This window comes from uncultured Fibrobacter sp., from assembly GCF_947166265.1.
In the GTDB taxonomy this organism is placed as follows: domain Bacteria; phylum Fibrobacterota; class Fibrobacteria; order Fibrobacterales; family Fibrobacteraceae; genus Fibrobacter.
In genome coordinates, this window is the sequence record NZ_CAMVDO010000003.1 from 30,601 (window position 1) to 50,326 (window position 19,726).

Genomic DNA, 19,726 nt, shown 5'->3' on the forward strand with positions numbered 1-19,726 from the left:
ATTATTTAGTTTACATAATACGCATTATCGGCAATACAAAGATAGGAAAATCAGGGGAGGTGTTTTTGACAAAATCACGGATTTTATACATAATAACCTTATTGGAGCATAACGAATACGTCAATTTGTTATATTGTGGCTAAATTGGTTTACATTAAAGATGCTAAAATTAAAAAAGAAATCGAAAATCCTGCTGCTGCTCGTTACATTTGTTGCACTCCTTTTCTCCGGCTGTGCGGTCACCAAGAAACTTTCGGCGGCAGACATTCTTTCCAAGACTAAGCTAGAATTCGATACGCTGTCTTTGGATTCTGCGTCCATCAACAAGAATCTGTTTCCGAAGTCGAGTGATTTGAAGAAAGGACTTTTGCCGAACCCGCACGTAGTTGCCCTGGTGCAGGATTTTGCACGTGGAATCCTCGAAAAGGAAATTGGCAAGGCTTATTTGACTGTCGGTTTAAATGCCAAGAATACAGGCGAAGATACGCTCTGGATTCGGGGACTTATTGCGAACTTGGTATTGGATTCTCTGATGGAACTCCCGGTTGCGCTCCGTGATTCGGTTAAGCTTGTACCCGGAAACAACAAGGTGATCCTTGTGACAGAAATGCCGATTGACCGCCGTATTTTTGGACTTCGGGACATTGAAAACGTTCATATTGTGGGCCGTATGGATGTATCACTGAAGGCACAAGACGAGGCTTTTACGCTTAATTTTGATATGGACCGCAAAATTACCCAGGAAGAAAAGCAGGCCTTGGCAGACAAGGCTAGAACATCTGTCTTGGACAATATCGTGAGCGACTGGGTAGGAGCGATATCTTTTTAGAGGTTTTTATGCGAACTTTTGTACCTGAAAATTTTAATGTAGACAACGTTGAAGAAGTCAAGGCGCTTTATCAGAGCCTGCTTAACGAAGATGTCACGAACTCCTCCGAGGCTTTGCGTTCCTGGATTCTAAGGTGGAGCGAACTGGGCTCGGTGCTTTCGGAAGTTTCTTGCCGTCGCTACGTCGCGATGACCTGCAACACCCAGGATGAGGCCGCCGCCAAGGCTTACGAAGATTTTGTGAGCAATATCGATCCGATTTCTAACGAATACAGCGACAAACTCAACAAAAAGCTGATGGCTCACCCCGCCAAGGATAAGCTGAAGGATGAATTTGGTGTATGGTTCCGTAGTGTGCAGGTTTCGCTGGACCTTTTCTCCCCCGACAATATTCCGCTCGAAACCGAAGAGACCATGGCCGTGCAGGCCTACCAGAAGATAACGGGTGGCATGAGTGTGGAATTTGACGGCGGCGTCAAGACTATGCAACAGTTGGGAGCCTACCTCGAAAAGACCGATCGCGACTTGCGTGAACGCGCTTTCCGCACGATGTGGGACCGTCGCCTAAAGGACAAGGACGCGCTTGACGAATCTTTCGACAAGCTTTTCCAAATCCGCAACAAGATTGCCAAAAATGCGGGCTGCAAGGATTTTATCGACTATATTTTCCTTGCCAAGCGCCGCTTTGACTACTCCCCCGCTGACTGTAGGAATTTCCACGAAAGCGTCGAGAAACTGGTGCTTCCGCTCCTCAAGGAAATCTACAAGAAACGCGCCGAAAAGATGGGCCTCAAGACGCTCCGTCCGTGGGATCTCTCCGTAGACCCGCTGAACCGCGCTCCGCTAAAACCGTACAAAAACGGCGATGAACTCATCGAAAAAGTCGACCAGATTTTCGAATCGATTCACCCGCAGGCGGGCAAGTGGGCACGCGAAATGCAGGCGAAAAAGCTTATTGATCCGGACAGCAGGCTCGGTAAGGCCCCCGGTGGCTACCAGATCGGCTTTGACGAAAGCCGCCTCCCCTTCATCTTCATGAATTCGGCTGAAACCGACCGCGACATTTACACGCTGCTGCACGAATCGGGACATTCTTTCCATCAGTATGCGCTTGCAAACCAGCCGATTCTCGCCTACCGCGACGTTCCTTCGGAATTCGCCGAAGTCGCGAGTATGAGTATGGAACTCATCGGCATGAGCAACCTCAAGCCTTTCTACGGCAATGACTCCGAAGCTATTCGCCGTAGCATTGAAGGTGAACTTGAAGACGTGATTTGGCTATTCCCGTGGGTGGCAAGCATCGATAGCTTCCAGCACGAATTGTATAGCCGTCCGAACCATAACGCCAAGGACCGCGAAGAAATCTGGAAGGGAATTATGGACCGCTACGATGCCGGCGTGGACTACTCCGGTTTCGAGGCTGTGCGCAACAACCTGTGGCAAAAGCAGCTGCACCTGTTCGAATGCCCGTTCTACTACATCGAATACGGCATTGCTCAGCTCGGTGCGCTCCAGGTATGGGCGAATTTCAAGAAAGACCCGAAAAAAGCCATTGATGATCTTTTCAAGGCCGAAAGTCTGGGCGACAGTCGCCCACTTCCGGAGCTTTTTGCCGCTGCAAATATCAAGTTCGACTTCACTGCAAAGACGATTGAACCGTTGATGCAGGTGGTCTGGGATGAATTAACCTAAATATTTGAAAAAAAATGCAAAAAAACGGCAAAAACGCTTGACAAATTAAAAAGAATAACCTATATTTGGCGCACATCCTGGAGGGATGGCCGAGTGGTTGAAGGCGCACGCTTGGAAAGCGTGTTTACCTCACGGTAACGAGGGTTCGAATCCCTCTCCCTCTTCTAAACATTTTCAGAGGTACCTAGATGGCTGAAGAACAGAGAGTCTATCTTGATGACATTTATGCTAACGAACAATGTCAAGGCTCCGTTTTCCGCGCAGTGGTTATGATGGCTCAGGAAGCTCGCTTTGTGAACAAGCAGGCAACTCAGGGCTATATCACCTTGACCAAGAAGCCGACCACCATCGCTATGTACAAGTTCAAGGAAGGTAAGCTCTCTGTCACCGACAAGAAGGCTTCTGACCGTGCTGATTCTGAAATGGTTGCTGAACCTGAAGTGACATCGGAAAATGTGGCTCAAGTTTCTGCCGCTGCCGATAACGCTTTTGGTGAATAATTCAGTAATTTGCAAAATTCTTGAGAAGTCCATCGTTTAAAACGATGGATTTTTCTTTTTTTAGTCTTTTGGCTTGCGCATATAAGAAAAGCGACTTCTAAAAAGAAGTCGCCTTTTGTCTCCTCCTATCCTAGCCTCCAATTTCAACTACATTTGAGCGCTTCTACTGTAATAGGTTTCGGGGAAAGCCGTTGCAGCGCAATGATTGCATAGCATGCGCAGCCTTGTTTCGGCTACAGTAGTTACGCGGATCTGAGCACCGCAGTCGGCGCATTTTGCAAGGAACACCATCGAAAGCGGATGTGTCGCGACTGTAGCGGCGCGCCCCTCACCCACTTTGTGAACGGTGTTGCGGAAAATGACTTCGCCTTCTGCATTCTGGTAAATTTCACGCATAATGCAGCAGTCGAAGCTTCGGCCACGACGATTGCGCATACGCATGTTAAAACTTGCGTTTACGGTGTCGTTACGGAAGGTATTCCAGTCGCTTGCGTAACGGTAAAGGTCCGTCACGTAATGCCACGGCAATTCTGAAGGTTCGAACCCGAACATTCGGCAGAAGCGCCTGTTTCCGCTCAAAAGACGTCCGTATTCATTGACTTCAAAGTAGGCAAGCTCGATAGAGTTTTCCGTCATCATTGTGCGCCTCCTTTCAGATAATACCGATACAAGACATCGGCTGCAGTGATTGTGAGATTCCCCAATCGCACCTCATCCAATTTCAAATCCAAATTTTGGTCGCCAAATACAACAGGAGCATTAGCTACATTCGAAGGTAAATCAACTGCCACGCGGAAAGCGATAAGGAACCCGTTCTTGTAGAGTTTCAACGTATCGCCATACCAGATGGCTGTAAGTTGCATAGGTTCGTTCAATTCAATTTCTGCGTCCGAAACTACGGCGTTGTTGCAAGAGAATCCGAAGCCATCCGAAACGAAGAACGCAAGCGAGGGCTTTGTAGCGCCACATTCATTGTTAATTACGGCAAGCCTGAATAGCCCGTTGTAATTGTCGTTTGCCATCCCTACCATATTTTTGCGATAAGTTCCGTTGCCGTCAAGAGCATCGATCACGGCGGTTGCTTCGACAAAAACGGCCTCGGGAGTATTCGATATATCACAACTGTAATTCTTCTCAGATAAAAGCGGCGATTCAAAGTTGCATACAACTCCGTAATCGAGTGCGGAAGGCATGTAATTTGCCACAGGTCTTGACGCGACATCATTATAGAAAGAGACTGAGTCTTTGGGAGGAGGATTAAGATCGACTCCTCCTCCGTTAAGCGTAGAATCAGAGAAGGGCGGATCCTGCGGATTGCCGACAATAATTGTTTTTGTAGGTGTTGGCGTTAAATCGGAATAGGTTATTTTGTCCAGTAACGATGCTGGAATGGGACCGAGCAGTGACTTACTGTCTTCGTTTTGAACAAAGAATGCAACGTCCGTTGTCGAACCATCTTCGTTTAGAACATACATCGGGAATGTTCCATAAGGAAGATCCTCGAGTGTGAAATATCCACTGGCATCCGTATTTACATTAAAAGAAGAACCGTCTACGTCAAGAGTCAAGCTCAAGGAGGAACTCTCCTGGTTCATGAGGAGGCCCTTAAACGTGCTTGTCGAAGGCTTTTCTTCAGCAACAGACGAAGACGATATTAGGATGTATACAGCAGAGCTCAATGTAGAGCTAGTTGACGGAAACTCAGGAGAGTGGTCTATGCCGTCCATTTCACCGTCTGCATGCACAATTCTGCTTGTAGATGAAATCGCCTCCACGGCTGAGCTAGTGGCAGAAATCTTTTCGATAGAGGAACTAGAAGAATCTCCATCGTCCAAATTGTCTGCATCGGCAGTCACGGTATTCTGTTCTTCGTCGACGCCACCGGCCCAAAATGTGCTGCAAGCCGACATAGAGAAGGCGACGCAAATAAGCAACCAAAGCCCAAAGTGGATTTTTGCGAATGTCTTGACAGAGTTAAGCATGGCGTTCCTCCTTCGGCAGGTTGCGAGTAAGGGGGAACAGCTGCACGTTCAATCGATAAACGCGTTCTTCGCCGGAATCGTCCATCACAATCGAGCTGATGCGACGGCGAAATTCAGCAATTTCCTTGGTGATTTTTTCAAAAGCGTGTTCGGAGATTCCTATGGTTAGGCCCGAAACATCGCGCTCGTTGACTGGGACCTGGTCGAGACATTGTACGCCCAGTTCGCCCATTTGACGGTGCATTTCACGGACGGCAAGAGAGGTGACATCAAGGTTGCCGGTTGTAACGGCACGATTACTCTGGCTGTAGCGTCCTAGTTCATCTTTTTCGAGAAAGCCATTTTTTTCGAGAAGCTTGAGCGATTTTTTGACGCTCGTGGTATCGCTATTAAAGACAAGTTCCCCCGCCATTTGGGCAGGAGTCGCCCCTGTTAAACGAGGAGCCATTTCTCGAAGAACCGGATTAAGCCAGCTACCGTAATAGTCGTACTGGTCTTCGCCGACCAGGGCAAAGGAGTTTTCGTCGGCAAGTTTACGCATTTCGGCAAAGATTCTTTTCTTTGCTGCAGAAGACTTTTCCTGGTTAAACGCTACCAGCTGCCTAAAATACTGTAAATCAACACCGACAAGCCCCATAGCCGAAGCAACACGCTCGACGCCGGCCTCGCTTAAATTGGCCTTGCTGTCACAAACGAGTTTTAAAAATACAGGAGAGGAATAACCGGCCGCTTTTGCAAAATCACGCCACGTAAAACCGGTGCGTTCCTTGCGCTCAGCATAAAAATCGCGGATATAGACGCGATAGCTTGTGTACTCCACTACGGGCTTCATGCCCATAATATATATTCTTTGCTTGTAAAAGTCAATATGCTAAGATACAAATTTTTCAATTTTAATCTAAAATCAAGGTTTTTTAATGAAAATAAAGTTGTTTTCAACAATTTTTATGATACAAGCAGACAAAAAAGAATGATACAAATCATATAAAACAGGTGAAATTGACTAGAAGTTCAGGGCGCGGTTCAGCTTAATAAAGGCATTCACCGGGTCAGCATAGTTCCAGATTCCACCGAGAACGGACACCCCGTGAATCGGAATTTGCTTGATTTCGGCTAGATATTCGTGATCGATGCCGCCAAAGGCAATAATTTGCGGAATTTTTCTGGAACCGCCATCGGACGATGCTAGCGCATTGATTTTATTTGTTACCGCCTGGACGCCAAGAAAATCGATTGGCTCGTAAACGGACTGCGGCTGATAAATTGGGCCAATGAGCACCCCGGCGACCCATTCCGGAAGGTTGTCAAGTTGCTCCAGGTTCCGGCAGAATGCGATACAGTTTACGCGTTTCCAACTTTCAGGAACATCTCCCGAAAGTGACCCTGCCTCAGCCACGCATCCACGAACATCCAGACGCTCCGCAAGGTCGGGTGTTCCGCGAACCCAGATGCGGTCACGGCATTCCATGGGGAGTGCCATAAGCCAGCGTTCGTAATCGTTTTCCGTTGCAAACGGAGCTCCACCTCTCCCCCGCTTCTGTAAGATTAGGCGTGAAAGACCTCGAGAAAACATTTGTTCAATGTCGTCGAATTCCGAGGAAAAGTCATCGGGAGATGTCGTAAGCCATAAGCGCATGTCCTAAAGATAGGAAAAATATTTTGCGAGGGAATAGGGCGGCGGACGTTTAATCGATAGGTCAAAATTTGATTCATCTTTCCATTTGACAATTATTTTTATATATTTGATATAACTAATAAGCACCGGTTGTGCATTCTACCTTATGTAGAATCCCCTGCGGTTCGGTCATGTCAAAATAGCGAAGTTCAAGCATTTTGTCGCGACACAAACCTTAGGGCCTTTGGTTTGCCTCGAATAAAGCTATTCGCTTTATTCTCGCCCCTTCGGGGCCTTGCGCTCACTTCGTGAGCTTAAGGGCTTAAACGCTCCCCTTGGTCGCGTTTAATCGACAGGTCAAAACCAGAGCACCCCCGGCGCAAAGCACCGGGGGTGCTCTGGTTTCGACAGGGTTACCGAAGTGTTAGTTGCAAGTCGAGGTCTCAGACGAGGGCACTCGTAAAAAAGTCTGAAAAAAAATAAGTGCTGACGAAAACTACGCACTCGCTGCCTAATTAGCGGCAACGCCGGGCCTCATTCCGCTCCCATCGGGGTGAACGTCCGGACGCAATATGGGATAGGATTCTCGCATGCCTGGGGCTAGAGTCCGAGATTCACTAGGCTGGTCAAAGTCCGCGCCGACCTTCTTGGGCGTAGATCAGACGAGACCTTAAATACGAAGGGAAAACTTGTAGGAACGTGCATGGACGTGATTTTGGACAGGGGTTCGACTCCCCTCACCTCCATAAATAAAAAGGACTCTTTTGAGAGTCCTTTTTATTTATGTTATTATAAGACCGAACCGGCTACATTCTACACAGTCCTTATTCTGGAGCCGGTTCTCTCGCCACCACGACTCGTTGATACGAGTCGCTTGTGGCTCACAAATGCAAATACTCCTTGAGAGTCCTTTTTTATTTATGTTATTATAAGACCGAACCGGCTACATTCTACACAGTCCTTATTCTGGAGCCGGTTCTCTCGCCACCACGACTCGTTGATACGAGTCGCTTGTGGCTCACAAATGCAAATACTCCTTGAGAGTCCTTTTTTATTTATGTTATTAAAAATTGGCTCGGCTGAAACCTGACGCCTGTAACCTATCTATGATGATACGGGTGATTCAGCATGACCATCTGGACGCGGTAGAGCTGTTCAGCGAAAAGCACACGCGCATGGTCATGGGTAAACGTCAACGGCGAAAGAGAAAGAAGCAAGTCGGCGGTCTTTTTCAGGTTCTCGTCGATGCCGTACGCCGACCCAATCAAGAACACGATGTTTCCCGGAAAACGGTCGCGCAAGGTGTCCGACAGCTTGACGGTGTCCATCAGCTTGCCTTCTTCAGACAAAATAACGCGCTTGTATTCGGATTTCGGGAATTTCTTGTCGAACAAAGCCGCTTCTTGCGCCAACGCCTGCACGCGGTCGTCTATCTTGGACTCCTTGAGTTCCACGACTTCGAGCGGGAACACTCCCCCACGCAAGCGCTTCACGTACTTGTCGACCTCGTCGGCAATAAACGGCGAACCTGCACGCCCGAAAACTGCTAGAACCCATTTCATAATTTAGTGGCTAGTGATTAGTGGTTGGTGGTTAGGGGAACTTCGTTGCAGAAGGTAGTAGGCAATGATCAGTTCTTAGGAATTCTTGATACCAGCGCCCCTGTATACTAATCACTGTTTACTAATCACTACTTACCTGCCCACACTGAGGCGGTCGATGAGGAAGCTCGGCATGCCGGCTTTTTTCATGCGTTCCTGCGTCTGGTACACGTCGTAGTCCACGCGAATCAGGCGTACGCACTTGGTCTCGGTATCGAGCAGGCACCAGCAAGAGCGCGGGTCGCGGTCACGAGGCTGGCCTACGCTGCCCACGTTCACCAGCAAGCGTTCCGTGTCTTCGATCCTGTATTCGTATTCGTCCAGAATCTTGGGAATGGCGTTCGGGCGACTCGCCACAATCACCGGGCTGTGCGTATGCCCCACAAAGCAGTAGCGGCCCTTGAAATGTTCAAAAGCGTCGAGGGCGTCTTCGAGCTCGGTCACGTACACCCAGTCCGCGGGCGAAAGCGGAGAGGCGTGCACAAAGCAAATATCGTTTTCTTCGCAAATGTACGGGAGCGTCCTCAAGAACGAGACGGATTCGTCGGACAAATGATTCTGGGTCCATTCAATCGCCTGCTTGGCATACGGGTTGAACCCGGCGCTGGACTCGTGCTTGATTGCCACACTGTCGTGGTTACCGATAATGCAAATGTCCATATTTTCGCGAGCAAGACGAACGCATTCGTCCGGATCGGCACCGTAACCCACTAAATCACCAAGACAAACTTTCCTGTCGACGTTGTTGTCTTTCATAGAAGCAATAACCGCTTCAAAGGCAACCGCATTCGAATGGATATCAGAACAAATACCGTATAGCATAGTTGTAATGTAGTAAAAAATGAAGGACGATAATTAACCAATCTTCGCGACAAGGTTCATCAAAGTCGTGAAATTGAGCTTATTGCTCCTTGCGAATGTCAGGAAATCTTTTTCCTCTTTCGTGACCCGAATCTGAAATTTCAGCGGAGAGGCAAATTTCGTCTTTCTGCCAGCATTTTCGCGCGCTCCACCATGTCCGAATTTCTTCTCATTAAGGGCGATGCCCGATTTTTTCAGATATTCCTTTTCTGAAATAATCTTTTCGTCCGCAGAGACATCCGATTCTTTTTTCTTGAAGACGAATCCTTCGGAATCTTTCACATAAACATAGGACATTCTAGTTAGAATATAGGTAAAAATTTTGAATTTGTCAACATATTCAAGAAGCAGGCTTTGTTTAGCGTGTTCATAGTTTCCTTTGGGTTAAACAAAACAGAAAGTTCCCCAAACGAGGAGCTTTAGAGCATTTAGCCAAAATAAAAAGTTATTATGAAGAAAACTACAATATGCCGAGTTCGCGAAGCATTTTCTCGTACTTGTCTGCACGAGCCTCCGCTTCATCAGCACGGGCCTTTTCCGCATCAGCCTGCTTTTGGATTTCATTTGCACGCTGACGTTCACGGTCTACAGCGATGTCGATTTCCTGTTGCCAAGTCATATAGCGTTTCCTCGTTTCGTTGTCCGTCTGGTACCACTTCACCATCCTGTCAATCTTCTTGGTTTCTGGAGAACTCGGATTCCTTGTTGCGAAGTACTCCAGATACTCCCTGATAGATTTCTCGGCGACGTCGCGGTACTTATTGAATATATAAAAATTTTTGTAGCAGAGGTCCCCCAATTCAATTTTCGGGTTATCGACCTCAAGATTCTTGAACCTGTAGACAGCTTTCCCCTGCCCGAAAATGTCCTCGGGGCACAGAAACATGATGTAGAGATCCTTCAGCTTATAGTAAACTTCGCCCTTGTTCAGCGCCTCGCTGTCGCACATTGCCTGGTAGTAGCGGGTCCGCTTGGGGATATCCTCGTTGTCTTCCATCTGCATCTCAATGTCGAAACTGCGGAGGACTTCTCCATTTGGGCCAGTCTCCCTTACAAAGACATCGTAGCGGATACCCTTGTAGAACGGGCTTACGTCAATAGTCTTTTCGGGCTCGGGATCCTTGAGCTCGTGAATCCTAATGCCAAGCACAGCCTCAAGGAACGGCTTTGCAATTTCCTTGTGGCCAAACACCTTTGCAAACATGAACCTGTTCGTAATGGGGAGCTGTTCAAAAGGAATGCGTTTTGCATTCATTTTTTCATCTTGCTACCGAAACGCGTCGGTTTTCGCGAATAGAGAACTACCCCTATCTATAACTATACACGTATTTTTCAGGCGCTCAATGCCGATTTTTTGAAAAATTTATTTCTTTTTACAAAACAAAAAGTCATAATTAGACTTTTAAACGAATGTATATTTATTCCATAAGGATTGCTTTTCAAGAACAAAAAAGAGCTTTGGTTATGAAAATCATTTCATATAGACCCCGAGACGATCAATTTTGGATAGGCTGCACCATGGAAGAAGCCGAACAATTCTTTATTCCGTTGCTAGAGGATTGGCGAAAGGATCGCTTACCAAACTACTTCCGTGAATACGAGGAACAGTTTTCATCACCGGCATATCAAAAAATAGTCTGTGAAACTATGGAAATCAAAGAAATGTCCTATATCTATTTCAATGTTTCACGCGATTTAAAAATCTGTTATTATGATGTTCCCCATCATCCATTCCACCAACTATGGAACGCCTACAGTCCATTCAGAAAATGTGATATTATAGAGATATCTCATCCATCGGAATTAAAGGCTATTAGACCAACTTACAAAGGGGAGGAATTAACCAATGTATAAGTTTATAAATGAGAATGCGGAAGCAATTTTGGAAGAAGCAGAAAATACTTACAAAGATGGATTAAGGGGATATGTTGAATGTTATTTAAAAACTCTTAAATGGGAAGAGCTCAATTCGGCTAACAAAAAAGAATATATACGTAATTATAAAAAATTCTATGCAATGAATGCTGCTCGTCTAAGTAGTGAGTTTTACAACAAATACTTTGGTATTCTTTGTTCTGGAGAAGAAAAAAAACTAGACGAACTTATAAAAGACGAATCGGGTTCGATTCATTTTTCTTTTACAACGAAACTGTTACACACTTTAAACCAAAACCTGCCGATTTATGATAAATACATTGCCGCTTTTTTCTTATTTCCTGATTGGCAGGATAAAAATGCTGGAAAGGAATCAATTTGTAATGGTATCTATGAATTCTTAAAATATGAGTATCAAAGAATCCAAAAAGAAAAACTTTTGCCCAAAGCCATTGAAATCTTTAAGACAAAGGTAAAACAATTAGACCTCAAGAATGCAGAAAAAATAACTGATGAAAAAATCATTGATTTTTACATCTGGCAATTTTCCAAAATGATGAAAGATTCTAAGCAAATGAATGGCAATGGCTTTCGTAAAAAAATAAGATACGAGTAGTAGGCGTAGCATTTTTCAGGGGACAAAGCCTCTTTCGGTACAGCCATGACAATTCGTGCAAGCACGATTGTCGCGGCATTCGCCTTGCGGGGTTTTAGGGGGCGGAGCCACCTAGGAGAGGGGGTAACGGTAGACACGACGAAAGCCTGGCCGCAAAGCGAACATTCGTCGGGCGAAGCCCGAGGCCATGTGAGCGTGCGGAGCAGGCTGAGTCGTGGCTAGAGTTAGGGGGACCCCTCCCCCACCCGTAATTAGGTTGAAAATCTCTCGTCTTTCGTCTCTCGTCTCTCGTCTAATTTCTATCTTTGCGCGCGTATGGAAATTATTCAAGACAAGCTGAAGGTCAGCATTGCCTATTCCTTGAAGGAACGCACCGGAAAGATTCTCGAAGAAGTGCCCGCGAGCTACCCGTTCGTGTACATTCACGGATTCAACAACATTATTCCGGGGCTTGAAGACGCGCTGGAAGGCCGTCACTTGAATGAAAGTTTTACTGTCGATATTCCATTTGAACAGGGCTACGGCCCCTACCGTCCCGACTTGGTGATGGAGGTCCCGAAGGACGAACTCCGCGAGGTGGGCGAAATCTGGCTCGGAATGGAGCTCGAGATGTACATGGACGAGGACGTGCGCGAATTCCAGCTGCCGGAGACGGCGGACGAGTTCGTGGACGGGCTGAATCTGGACGACGACGAGGAATCCGACGGGATTTACACGATTAAGGAAATCAAGAAGGACACGGTGGTCGTGGACGGGAACCACCCCTTTGCGGGCAAGGACCTGACTTTCGACGTGACAGTGGTCGCCATCGAGCAGCCGAGTTTTACCGAGCTCGAAAGCGGCTACCCCGACCGCGAAGAAGATTTTGACAATTTTGACGACGGCTTCGACGGAACCGACGGCGAAGATTTTGACGACAACAACCACAACAGGAGATGGCGCTAATGGCATCGATGGACGAACTCAAGAAGGCTGCAGGCGTTCGCGCGGCAGATATGATCAAGGACGGCATGACCGTGGGTCTTGGAACGGGTAGCACCGCCGCCCACATGGTGAACCGCCTTGCCGAGCGCATCAAGACAGAAGGCTTGCATGTTGTGGGCGTGAGCACGAGCTGGAGCACCACGCTGCAGTGCAGAAGCCTCGGCATTCCGCTCAAAGAAATGGGCGAAGTGAGCCACCTTGACATGGTGATTGACGGTGCCGACGAAATCGACGACCAGCGCAATTTGATCAAGGGCCGCGGAGCCGCTCACCTGCTCGAAAAGATTGTGGCCTCGATGACGGACAACTACGTGATTATCGCGGATAGCGGCAAGAAGGTGAACAAGCTCGGCGAAAAGTTCGCGGTACCGCTGGAAATTATTCCGGGCGCAATCGCCGTGGTGACCGAACGCGTTAAAAAGCTGGGCGGCGACCTCAAGGTGCGTATGGGCGCTCCGGGCAAGGACGGTCCGGTGATTAGCGACTCGGGCAACCTGATTGCAGACGCGAAGTTCGGCATTATCGAAGACGCCGACAAGCTCGCCCGCGACCTGGAACACATCGTGGGAATCGTGGGCCACGGGCTGTTCGTGGGCATGGCAACCAAGGTGATTCTCGCCGACGCCGAAAAGGGCCTCGTGGAATTCTAGTCAGCTGCGCATCAGTAGACTGTAGGAAGTAGGCTGTTAGAAGAATTGTTGCCCAACATTTTTTGTACAAATTAAAATCCCTCGGCAAGAGCCGGGGATTTTTTGTTCGCTTTAAAAAAAAGCGAAAACCTCCGGTCGACGACCGGAGGCTTTCAATTTCGCGCTAGCGCGTGCTCAATTAGTCTTCGTCGGCGAGTTCCGGAGCCTTCTTGATCACGTTGCGGCGACCGTAGCGGACCTTGGACGGATCGAAGGTGGTTTCAACGGCTTCGACTGCGGGTTCAGCGGCAGGTGCTGCAGGGGCAGCGACCGAGGCTTCAACGGCAGGAGCGGCCGGAGTTTCAACCGGAATACGCGGAGCGAGCGGGCGGCGAGCTTCAGGAGCGGCGGCCGGGGCGGCTTCGACGGCGGGAGCAGCTGCGGGAGCCTGGGCTTCGGCAGCTGTGTTCTGAGCTTCAACGTTCACATCACGACGGCCTTCGCGGCGGTCGCGACGATCGCGACGGTTGTTGTTGCGATCACGTTGTTCATTACGGTCGCGAGCGGGCTGCTGCTGTTGTTTGTCAGCGGCGCGGTTGTCGCGATTTTCCTTAGCAGGACGGTCCTTGCCATTGTTGTTCTGGCGATTTTCCTTGCGTTCACCGCGCTGAGCCATTTCCTGTGCGCTGATCGGGCGACGGGAAGCTGGCTTCAAGTTCATGTCCGGGGTGAGCTTCTTGAAAATCGGGGTACGAAGCATGGTAAGGAGCTTGTTAACCTTCGTGAGGATAACGATGCACAGAATCACTGCAACGAGTGAGAGTGCGAGTGCGATGTATTCCATTCGGGGCACCTCATAAGTAAGGGTTGACCGCAAGTGCAGGCTGGAAATAAACCCGCAGGCGGTGTGGCTGGTTCGTGTTTGTGAGTGCTTAAAGCCATCTTACTAACGCCTCCTGAGAGGCTTGACGGCGATAAGGTTTCGGGCAAATTGGGCCAGCGAAACATTAAGGGGTCGCTACCGTGGCAGCAGACCATTGGGAGCCACGGGCGCAAATATAACAAAAGTGTTAAATAATTGGGGATTGATAGTTAAGAAACATCCCTGAAACCGCTCTGCCGGTGGCAGTCTAAAGGTGCATATCGAGCTTTTCGAGCGATTTTTTGACCGAATCGCCATAGGCGGCCAGGGAATCCAGGTTTTTCTGCAACGAATCGACTTGGCCCTGAAGCATCGCGTTTTCGGCTTTCAGTCGGTTCATTTCGGCTTCGGCGGCCTCATCTGTACAGGCAGAAAGCGAAAAAGCGGCTAAAACGGCGAACAGAATTGCAGACAACGTAAATTTTTCTTTCATGCCTCAAATATAAAAAAGCCGGGTCCATTATAGGCCGTTCAGTGAATTTACCACCGAAAAAATTTGTAAAAACGCCGTTAGTCCAAGTTGGGATATTCCATAGTGTACGTTACAAAAAGTTTAAAAATGAACCTGGCTCGTAACTTTTTTGAAAAAAAAAGTTATTTTCTTTTATAGGAGAAAATAAATGACGACTAGCAAAAAACCTATACATCGTAGTTTAATCCTAGGAAGCGCCCTATTTATTTCTTTTCTGTGCTTCTTTCTTTCGGTGCAGTCTTACCTCACTTTTTCTAAGTCGCTCTATAAGCGCTACGATGATCGTCTCGACAACATTTTGAATTATGTTCACACACAGCTCGATGCAGACGACTTGTATAACTGTGTGCAAAACAAGGAAACTTCGGAAAAATACAATCAACTGCAACAGTTGCTGAACGGCATGGTCGATGAATTCGAGCTGTTCTACTTATACATTGTATTCCCGAAAGATTCGTTAATGTATAATGTTGTTTCTGCAACCAGCGCTGCAGAACGGGCTCGAGGCGAAACGGACATGCCTCTTCTTGAGACATCAGATGCCTACCCCTTGCAGGAACTTCAGAAATTTGAAAAGGTCATGCAGCAATCTGAAATCGCCTTTTTTGAGGAAGATTCAGAATGGGGTGCCGCCTATACAGCTTGCAAGTCCCTTGCCAATTCCGAAGGGAAGCATTTTTCTCTTATTTGCGCCGACATTTCGATCGAAGAACTCCATAAAACCGTTAATTCCTATGTGCTGTACAATGTTGTCCTGACTTTGTTGCTGGCCCTGATTTTCGGTGTTATCCTTATTCTATGGTTGCGGCACAATGTAACGGGACCGATTCTTGCGCTGGAAAGAAGTGCCCGTATGTTTGCGGAAAAGAGTCATGACCATAAGGCTCCCGAAGAGCTTGTTTTCGAGACGCCCGTCATCCATACGCAAAACGAAGTGGAATCTCTCTCCAAAGCGATTTCTCAAATGTCTCAAGACATGAAGCAGTATGTGCAAAGTATTTTGTCTGCCGAAGAGAAGGTGAAAAACGCCCAAGAGACTGCTGCCGACATGACGATGCTGGCCTATAAGGATGCCTTAACCAGGGTTGGCAGTAAGATAGCGTATGATAAGACCGTTCGTTTGTTGGAAAAGGAAATTGAGGAAAAAGAAGCGAAATTTGCGATCGTGATGATTGATCTAAATGACCTCAAGACCATCAACGACAATTATGGGCACGCAAACGGAAACTGCTACATTACGGGTGCATGTCACATGATTTGCACCATATACAGACACTCCCCCGTTTTCCGTATCGGTGGCGATGAATTCATCGTGTTGCTCAAGAATTCCGACTACGAAAACAGGTTAGAATTGCTCGAATTAGCTGAAAAGCAGTTCCAGGAAAGCGAAATCGACAGCACGAAGAACCCCTGGGAAAGATTCTCTGCGGCCCTCGGCATGGCGGAATACGAAAGCGGTGATACTGCAGAAACCGTATTCAAACGCGCAGACAAGAACATGTACGATAAAAAGCTGATCGCCAAGAAGAATAGAAAATAGTTGATAGAACTATTCTATCTTTGGAAAGCGATGTTTGATGCGTTGAATTTCCATTTTTCCATTTACGACTGGCTGCTCATTTTCATGGTGACCGCCCTTGGAACCCTGAGTGCCTACCTGAAAGACCCGCAACTGAAGGCTGTTACCGCAACGATTCCTATTCCTTGCGGTTTTGCCTACATTGCCGTAGGGCTCCCGATGGGGGCAGCCAACGCAATTTCTGGATTTATGTGCTTTCTGTACGTTCACATTGTCCGAATTTTGCATTACAAGGTGAAGGTTCCGATTGTCCCGAGCATAATTATGGGACTCGCCTTTTTTGTTGCCTTGGGAACATTTTTGATGCCACGAATCCCCAATACGGAACCGTGGTTTATAGGGGCGTGTCTTTTTGACCTTATTGTGGGAATTGTTGTTTTTCAGACGCAGACTTACAAGGCGGGTGTTCGCTACAAGACTCCCCTGCCGGTTTATATCAAGGCTCCGGCGATTGCCGGTGTAGTGAGCGGACTCATGCTGATTAAGCGGCTGATGGGTGGCTTTTGCACCAGTTTCCCGATGATGAACTCTATCGTGAGCTACGAAAGCCGCTATTCGCTGGGCGACCAATGTCGCCAACTGCCGCTTTTCTTGATTGCTGGGCCGTTTATGTTTGCCGAGATGCGCTACCTGGAAATAGGCCTCGGACTGAACCACTGGATTGTGCTCCTTTGCGGCTACGTGCTTTTTGCAGCCATCTATTGGCCCCTGAACAAAGAACTCAAGCGCCGTAACGAAAACGCCGAAAAGCGCTACTCAACACCTGTTGTGAAACCATAAACATATTTCTACGCTATAAGTCGATTTTTTGCTCTATAGGAGCATTTTTTAGGTATTTTCAGGTAGAAATGTACCTAAGGATCCCCGCCATCGCGGGGATGACAGAGGAAAGAAATGTTCCCTGGACATAACCTACGCGGGATAACAGGGAAAAATGGAGATGGTATGCTCGGTAAAATAAAGATTTTCACGGTAGCGTCCGCTGTGGCTCTTGGAGCCCTTGCGACTTCCGCAAACGCAGAAAAATACGAATGGGGCAATGTCCGTTTCGATGGAGGCGGATTCGTTTCTGCGGTGATTTTCCACCCCAAAGCCGAAAATTTGCTGTATGCCCGCACCGACGTGGGTGGTATTTACCGTTTCGATTTCACATCGAAAACCTGGATTCCCTTGATGGACTGGATTTCGGAAAACGATGTCGGTCTTTATGGAACTGAAGCTTTCGCACTTGACCCGCAGGATCCCAAGCGTATCTACGTGCTTGCCGGTACAGGCTACTTTAGCAAGGGCCGCACAGCCGTGCTCCGCAGTAAAGACTACGGCAATACCTGGGACACAAGTTATGTCGAAATGCTTGCCCACGGCAACGGCATGGGCCGCCAAACGGGCGAAAAGCTCGCTGTAGACCCTAATATGGGAAATATTATCCTCTGCGGAAGCCGTACTAAGGGCGTCTACAAGAGTACTGACTACGGTAAAACCTGGACTAGCCTTTACAAGGTCGCTCTCTCCACAGCTACAGAAAGCAGCCTGAACGGCGTAAATGGCGTGAGCTTTGTTCTTTTCGACCCTGCTCAGGGCACTCTTGCCGACGGAAGCACGGCAACCATCTATATCGGAACCTCCGAAGCAACGAACAACCTGCAGGTCAGCCACGATGGTGGTGCCACCTGGGAAGTCGTGCGCGGAGTTCCTGCGGGCCTGATGCCCCACCGCGCAACAATCGTCGATGGCGACATGTACGTCACGTTTGCCGATGGCCCCGGCCCCTACAATATTGCCAAGGGCGGTGTCTACAAGTACAACATCAAGTCTGCTACTTGGACAGACATTACCCCTTATGACGACAACGAAAAGGAAGGCGGTTCCATCGTTCACGAAAAGAACGAATGCTCCTACGGCGGAATCTCCATCGATCCCAAGGACAAGAACCACATTATCGTGTCGACGCTCGGTCAGTACACGGGCCGCCACGTGACCAAGGACGAAAAGGACAACTACGGCGACCGTATCTACACTACGACCGACGGCGGTAAGAACTGGGTTCATGGTCAGCATTACGGTGACGTTCCGAATATCGATGCCAACGGCACAGCCTGGATTCCGGGCAACGCGATTCACTGGGCGGGTTCTCTGGAAATCAACCCGTTCAACAACAAAGAAGCGTGGGTCACAAGCGGTAACGGTATCTTTATGACCGAAGACATTACCGCAACAGTTCCTGTATGGAAATTCATGTCGAAGGGCATCGAAGAAACTGTCCCCCTAGATATCGTCAGTATCCCGAATGGTCCGCTGGTAACCGCAATCGGTGACTATGACGGAGCTGTCTACAAGAACATCAACAAAAGCTCTCCGCGCCACACGCCTACAATCGGCACCACACAGAGCATGGGCTACGCTCCGCAAAGCGGTTCCTTATTGCGCACTGGCGTGATTACGAAGTACTATACATACGAATCTAAAGATTTCCTTGTCATGTACCGTTCCGACGATTTGGGCGAGAGCTGGGATTCCGTCAAGACAGAACTCAAGGGAAAATTAGGACTTGTTGTGCTTTCTGCCGATGGCAAGGTGATGCTCCACCGCCCCGATCAAAGCGCCACCGTCTATCGCTCCGATGACAACGGTGCCACTTGGACCGCCATCGAGACCGGTACGCAGACGCAATACGCCCGTATCGTAGCAGACCCAGTCGACACCAAGACCTTCTACGTCATGAGCGCTATGGGAACGCTCTACAAGTCGACTGACGCCGGCAAGAACTTTGTCGCCCAGGATGCTCGCCTTCAAAATGAAGGAGCTGGAGAATACTATAACGGCACCGGCCTCGTCCGCACCGTCCCGAAGAAAGAAGGTCACCTGTGGGTTCCGATGGACCAGGCACAAGTCTGGCAGCCCAAGGGATTTACCGAAAACGGCCTCGCATACACCGAAGATGGTGGCAAGAGCTGGAACCGCTGCGAAGGTGCATCTACCGCAATCGCTGTGGGTATCGGCAAGGCCAAAGAAGGCTCCGATTACGAAACCATCTTTATCTGGGGTGCAGCCAAGTCTGGAGATGCGATCGGCATCTACCGCAGTACCGACAAGTGCAAGACCTTCGAACGCATTAACGACGACGCTCACCAGTTCGGCGGCCCGGGTAACGGACAGTTCGTACAGGGCGACATGAACAACTTCGGCGTCGTCTACATGAGCACCGTCGGCCGCGGAACAGTGGTCGGAGCCCCCGAAGGCACCGAGTTTGTCACCAAGCTTTCTCGCATCAATGTTTCGAGCAGCAGCTTTATGCAGCTTGAAAAGCGTACGCTCCATGTGAATGCCCCGGCGGGCAGCTCCATCGAGCTTTACGCCGCAAACGGCAAGCTCGCCTTCAGTACCGAAGCCGTTAGCAGTGCCGCAGTCAGCCTGAACAAGCTCCCCGTAGGAAAGTACATGGCCCGCCTGAAGGATGCAAATGGCAAGACGCTCCAGCACAGAGTTCTTGTCATCAAGTAAGATATTGTAGTCGGCTCTTCGCTTATACGGGGCCGACTTCCCAAGTTCCAAATACACACAAAAATCCCC

The 19,726-nt window shown here is 48.5% G+C and carries 20 protein-coding genes, 1 tRNA gene and 1 other RNA gene; 12 read left to right on the forward strand and 10 right to left on the reverse strand.

Annotated elements, in window-relative coordinates:
* Nucleotides 1–160: 160 nt before the first annotated feature.
* The 4 genes from Q0W37_RS02540 (at nucleotide 161) to Q0W37_RS02555 (ending at nucleotide 3,020) form a co-directional block, all read left to right on the forward strand.
* A complete protein-coding gene (locus tag Q0W37_RS02540) occupies nucleotides 161–829 on the forward strand; it encodes a hypothetical protein (RefSeq protein ID WP_297698469.1) in 669 nt (222 codons plus the stop codon).
* Nucleotides 830–837: 8 nt separating this feature from the next.
* Nucleotides 838–2,520: a M3 family oligoendopeptidase gene (locus tag Q0W37_RS02545; RefSeq protein ID WP_297698471.1), complete on the forward strand. Its 1,683-nt coding sequence runs from the start codon at nucleotides 838–840 to the stop codon at nucleotides 2,518–2,520.
* Nucleotides 2,521–2,599: 79 nt separating this feature from the next.
* Nucleotides 2,600–2,684 (forward strand) — tRNA-Ser (locus Q0W37_RS02550).
* Between the two features lie 24 nt (nucleotides 2,685–2,708).
* The gene (locus Q0W37_RS02555) at nucleotides 2,709–3,020 is read left to right on the forward strand and encodes a hypothetical protein (protein WP_297698473.1); all 312 of its coding nucleotides are present in this window, start codon (nucleotides 2,709–2,711) and stop codon (nucleotides 3,018–3,020) included.
* Nucleotides 3,021–3,167: 147 nt separating this feature from the next.
* Here Q0W37_RS02555 and Q0W37_RS02560 read toward each other — a convergent pair whose 3' ends face one another.
* The 4 genes from Q0W37_RS02560 to Q0W37_RS02575 form a co-directional block, all read right to left on the reverse strand.
* Nucleotides 3,168–3,659 carry a hypothetical protein gene (locus Q0W37_RS02560; RefSeq protein ID WP_297698475.1) on the reverse strand — a complete coding sequence of 164 codons (492 nt, stop codon included), beginning with the start codon at nucleotides 3,657–3,659 and terminating at the stop codon, nucleotides 3,168–3,170.
* Nucleotides 3,656–5,002 carry a hypothetical protein gene (locus Q0W37_RS02565; RefSeq protein WP_297698477.1) on the reverse strand — a complete coding sequence of 449 codons (1,347 nt, stop codon included), beginning with the start codon at nucleotides 5,000–5,002 and terminating at the stop codon, nucleotides 3,656–3,658. The genes Q0W37_RS02560 and Q0W37_RS02565 overlap by 4 nt, the downstream gene beginning before the upstream one ends.
* A complete protein-coding gene (locus tag Q0W37_RS02570; protein ID WP_297698478.1) occupies nucleotides 4,995–5,834 on the reverse strand; it encodes a TIGR02147 family protein in 840 nt (279 codons plus the stop codon). Before Q0W37_RS02570 ends, Q0W37_RS02565 begins: the two co-directional genes overlap by 8 nt.
* A 171-nt stretch (nucleotides 5,835–6,005) precedes the next feature.
* A complete protein-coding gene (locus Q0W37_RS02575; protein ID WP_297698480.1) occupies nucleotides 6,006–6,638 on the reverse strand; it encodes a hypothetical protein in 633 nt (210 codons plus the stop codon).
* A 368-nt stretch (nucleotides 6,639–7,006) separates the two neighbouring features.
* On the opposite strand from Q0W37_RS02575, the gene ssrA reads away from it, so the two are divergent.
* Nucleotides 7,007–7,366: a transfer-messenger RNA gene (gene ssrA, locus Q0W37_RS02580) on the forward strand.
* 351 nt (nucleotides 7,367–7,717) lie between these two features.
* Here the strand turns inward: ssrA and Q0W37_RS02585 are convergent.
* From Q0W37_RS02585 to Q0W37_RS02600, 4 genes are all read right to left on the reverse strand, one after another.
* On the reverse strand, nucleotides 7,718–8,179 hold the full coding sequence (locus Q0W37_RS02585; RefSeq protein WP_297698481.1) for a 23S rRNA (pseudouridine(1915)-N(3))-methyltransferase RlmH: 462 nt from the start codon (nucleotides 8,177–8,179) through the stop codon (nucleotides 7,718–7,720).
* Between the two features lie 132 nt (nucleotides 8,180–8,311).
* Nucleotides 8,312–9,040, reverse strand: coding sequence for a metallophosphoesterase family protein (locus tag Q0W37_RS02590; RefSeq protein ID WP_297698483.1), 729 nt, complete (start codon nucleotides 9,038–9,040; stop codon nucleotides 8,312–8,314).
* Between the two features lie 33 nt (nucleotides 9,041–9,073).
* Nucleotides 9,074–9,376, reverse strand: coding sequence for a hypothetical protein (locus Q0W37_RS02595; RefSeq protein WP_297698485.1), 303 nt, complete (start codon nucleotides 9,374–9,376; stop codon nucleotides 9,074–9,076).
* A 163-nt stretch (nucleotides 9,377–9,539) separates the two neighbouring features.
* The gene (locus Q0W37_RS02600) at nucleotides 9,540–10,334 is read right to left on the reverse strand and encodes an Rpn family recombination-promoting nuclease/putative transposase (RefSeq protein ID WP_297698487.1); all 795 of its coding nucleotides are present in this window, start codon (nucleotides 10,332–10,334) and stop codon (nucleotides 9,540–9,542) included.
* Between the two features lie 263 nt (nucleotides 10,335–10,597).
* Here Q0W37_RS02600 and Q0W37_RS02605 point away from each other — a divergent pair, with 263 nt between their 5' ends.
* The 4 genes from Q0W37_RS02605 (at nucleotide 10,598) to rpiA (ending at nucleotide 13,204) form a co-directional block, all read left to right on the forward strand.
* Nucleotides 10,598–10,933, forward strand: a complete 336-nt coding sequence (locus Q0W37_RS02605; protein WP_297698489.1) for a hypothetical protein — start codon at nucleotides 10,598–10,600, stop codon at nucleotides 10,931–10,933.
* Entirely contained in the window at nucleotides 10,926–11,570 is a 645-nt protein-coding gene (locus Q0W37_RS02610) for a hypothetical protein (protein WP_297698491.1), read from the forward strand. The genes Q0W37_RS02605 and Q0W37_RS02610 overlap by 8 nt, the downstream gene beginning before the upstream one ends.
* 315 nt (nucleotides 11,571–11,885) lie before the next feature.
* Complete coding sequence (locus Q0W37_RS02615) at nucleotides 11,886–12,515, forward strand: peptidylprolyl isomerase (RefSeq protein ID WP_297698493.1); 630 nt, start codon at nucleotides 11,886–11,888, stop codon at nucleotides 12,513–12,515.
* Nucleotides 12,515–13,204: a ribose-5-phosphate isomerase RpiA gene (gene rpiA, locus Q0W37_RS02620; RefSeq protein ID WP_249268924.1), complete on the forward strand. Its 690-nt coding sequence runs from the start codon at nucleotides 12,515–12,517 to the stop codon at nucleotides 13,202–13,204. Before Q0W37_RS02615 ends, rpiA begins: the two co-directional genes overlap by 1 nt.
* A 178-nt stretch (nucleotides 13,205–13,382) precedes the next feature.
* Here the strand turns inward: rpiA and Q0W37_RS02625 are convergent, their stop codons facing one another.
* Together Q0W37_RS02625 and Q0W37_RS02630 are read right to left on the reverse strand one after the other, a co-directional pair.
* A complete protein-coding gene (locus Q0W37_RS02625) occupies nucleotides 13,383–14,027 on the reverse strand; it encodes a hypothetical protein (RefSeq protein WP_297698497.1) in 645 nt (214 codons plus the stop codon).
* A gap of 286 nt (nucleotides 14,028–14,313) precedes the next feature.
* Nucleotides 14,314–14,538, reverse strand: coding sequence for a hypothetical protein (locus Q0W37_RS02630; RefSeq protein ID WP_297698498.1), 225 nt, complete (start codon nucleotides 14,536–14,538; stop codon nucleotides 14,314–14,316).
* A 337-nt stretch (nucleotides 14,539–14,875) separates the two neighbouring features.
* On the opposite strand from Q0W37_RS02630, the gene Q0W37_RS02635 reads away from it, so the two are divergent.
* The 3 genes from Q0W37_RS02635 (at nucleotide 14,876) to Q0W37_RS02645 (ending at nucleotide 19,657) form a co-directional block, all read left to right on the forward strand.
* Nucleotides 14,876–16,117 (forward strand): GGDEF domain-containing protein, encoded by a 1,242-nt coding sequence (locus Q0W37_RS02635; RefSeq protein WP_297698500.1) that lies wholly within the window; start codon nucleotides 14,876–14,878, stop codon nucleotides 16,115–16,117.
* Nucleotides 16,118–16,936, forward strand: a complete 819-nt coding sequence (locus tag Q0W37_RS02640) for a hypothetical protein (RefSeq protein ID WP_297698502.1) — start codon at nucleotides 16,118–16,120, stop codon at nucleotides 16,934–16,936.
* A gap of 165 nt (nucleotides 16,937–17,101) precedes the next feature.
* Entirely contained in the window at nucleotides 17,102–19,657 is a 2,556-nt protein-coding gene (locus tag Q0W37_RS02645) for a T9SS type A sorting domain-containing protein (protein WP_297698504.1), read from the forward strand.
* Nucleotides 19,658–19,726 lie beyond the last annotated feature (69 nt).

Excerpts from the sequence above, each read along its gene's own strand:
- Q0W37_RS02585 (WP_297698481.1), bottom strand. The coding sequence starts at position 8,179 with ATGAAATGGGTTCTAGCAGTTTTCGGGCGTGCAGGTTCGCCGTTTATT.
- Q0W37_RS02615 (WP_297698493.1), top strand. The coding sequence starts at position 11,886 with ATGGAAATTATTCAAGACAAGCTGAAGGTCAGCATTGCCTATTCCTTG.
- Q0W37_RS02645 (WP_297698504.1), top strand. The coding sequence starts at position 17,102 with ATGCTCGGTAAAATAAAGATTTTCACGGTAGCGTCCGCTGTGGCTCTT.
- Q0W37_RS02575 (WP_297698480.1), bottom strand. The coding sequence starts at position 6,638 with ATGCGCTTATGGCTTACGACATCTCCCGATGACTTTTCCTCGGAATTC.
- rpiA (WP_249268924.1), top strand. The coding sequence starts at position 12,515 with ATGGCATCGATGGACGAACTCAAGAAGGCTGCAGGCGTTCGCGCGGCA.
- Q0W37_RS02590 (WP_297698483.1), bottom strand. The coding sequence starts at position 9,040 with ATGCTATACGGTATTTGTTCTGATATCCATTCGAATGCGGTTGCCTTT.
- Q0W37_RS02545 (WP_297698471.1), top strand. The coding sequence starts at position 838 with ATGCGAACTTTTGTACCTGAAAATTTTAATGTAGACAACGTTGAAGAA.
- Q0W37_RS02630 (WP_297698498.1), bottom strand. The coding sequence starts at position 14,538 with ATGAAAGAAAAATTTACGTTGTCTGCAATTCTGTTCGCCGTTTTAGCC.
- Q0W37_RS02555 (WP_297698473.1), top strand. The coding sequence starts at position 2,709 with ATGGCTGAAGAACAGAGAGTCTATCTTGATGACATTTATGCTAACGAA.
- Q0W37_RS02565 (WP_297698477.1), bottom strand. The coding sequence starts at position 5,002 with ATGCTTAACTCTGTCAAGACATTCGCAAAAATCCACTTTGGGCTTTGG.
- Q0W37_RS02625 (WP_297698497.1), bottom strand. The coding sequence starts at position 14,027 with ATGGAATACATCGCACTCGCACTCTCACTCGTTGCAGTGATTCTGTGC.
- Q0W37_RS02595 (WP_297698485.1), bottom strand. The coding sequence starts at position 9,376 with ATGTCCTATGTTTATGTGAAAGATTCCGAAGGATTCGTCTTCAAGAAA.
- Q0W37_RS02560 (WP_297698475.1), bottom strand. The coding sequence starts at position 3,659 with ATGATGACGGAAAACTCTATCGAGCTTGCCTACTTTGAAGTCAATGAA.
- Q0W37_RS02570 (WP_297698478.1), bottom strand. The coding sequence starts at position 5,834 with ATGAAGCCCGTAGTGGAGTACACAAGCTATCGCGTCTATATCCGCGAT.
- Q0W37_RS02600 (WP_297698487.1), bottom strand. The coding sequence starts at position 10,334 with ATGAATGCAAAACGCATTCCTTTTGAACAGCTCCCCATTACGAACAGG.
- Q0W37_RS02605 (WP_297698489.1), top strand. The coding sequence starts at position 10,598 with ATGGAAGAAGCCGAACAATTCTTTATTCCGTTGCTAGAGGATTGGCGA.
- Q0W37_RS02610 (WP_297698491.1), top strand. The coding sequence starts at position 10,926 with ATGTATAAGTTTATAAATGAGAATGCGGAAGCAATTTTGGAAGAAGCA.
- Q0W37_RS02540 (WP_297698469.1), top strand. The coding sequence starts at position 161 with ATGCTAAAATTAAAAAAGAAATCGAAAATCCTGCTGCTGCTCGTTACA.